Raw genomic sequence first — 994 nt, forward strand, 5'->3', positions numbered from 1 at the left:
GGCTATAGATGACGCCGACGAGGGCGCCGGCTCCGAGGGAGAGCAGATAGAGCTTCATGGGTGTGCTGTCTTCGCTTCGTCGGGTTCGGGTCGGGAACCGGAGGCGGCCCGAGCGTTACGCCGGGCCGCCTACCGCGGTTCAGATGGCGGGTGTGGCGCGTCCGGGGATCAGTGGGCCTCGCTGCCGCCGAACATCGTCTTCGCGTAGACCAGGCCGAGCCCATAGCCGCCGCCATGCTCGATCGCGGTGGCAACGGTCTGGTTGTAGGTCTCGCCGCGCGCCCAGTCGCGTTGCAACTCGAGCAGATATTGCAGCGAGGTCATCGGGTGTGCGCCTGCCTGGATGATTCGCTGCATCGCGCGCTCGTGCGCTTCTTCGGTGACGTCGCCGCACGCGTCAGCGATCACATACACTTCGAAACCCTGGTCGAGCGCGGACAGCGCCGGACCGACGATGCACACGCTCGTCCACAGGCCCGCGAACACAAGGCGCGGCTTGCCGATGGCGTTCACGCGGTCGGCGATGCGCGGGTCTTCCCAGGTGTTCATCGAGGTGCGGTCGATGATCGCCTCGTCGGGAAACACCGAACGGATCTCGTTGAAGATCGGACCGGAGAACGACGCCGCGGCAACGGTTGTCAGGATCGTCGAAACGGAGAACTCCTTCGCCGCCTTCGCCACCAGCGCGGCATTGTTGCGCAGCACGACCGGGTCGATCGACTTCGTGGCAAAGGCCATCTGCGACTGGTGGTCGATGAGGATCAGCGTGTGATCGGAAGGGGACAGCAGCAGCTTTCCGGGCCTGGCTTGAGCTTGGGGCATCATCGTTTCTCGGTTGGAAGTAGTGGACACGCGGCGTCTCGCGGCCCGGACGTATCTTGCGATAGCACGTTCGATAAAAAAATCCCCTTGTCGGGGGACGTCTAGCGCAAGGCGGGGGATAGTCCTTGGGAAGTCCTACTCGCCGCGGGAATGCTTGGGAGACATGCCATAT

1 protein-coding gene is annotated in these 994 nt (G+C 64.0%); it reads right to left on the reverse strand.

Annotated features, from left to right (window positions below; translation table 11 throughout):
• Positions 1–168: 168 nt before the first annotated feature.
• Positions 169–822 (reverse strand): hydrolase, encoded by a 654-nt coding sequence (locus tag P0D73_RS46500; protein WP_408182907.1) that lies wholly within the window; start codon positions 820–822, stop codon positions 169–171.
• Between the last annotated feature and the right edge of the window lie 172 nt (positions 823–994).

The sequence above is a fragment of the Paraburkholderia sp. RL18-101-BIB-B genome (assembly GCF_046026985.1).
GTDB lineage: Bacteria > Pseudomonadota > Gammaproteobacteria > Burkholderiales > Burkholderiaceae > Paraburkholderia.

What these genes read in the sequence shown, in the direction of transcription:
- P0D73_RS46500 (WP_408182907.1), bottom strand. Translation starts at nt 822, where the DNA reads ATGCCCCAAGCTCAAGCCAGGCCCGGAAAGCTGCTGCTGTCCCCTTCC.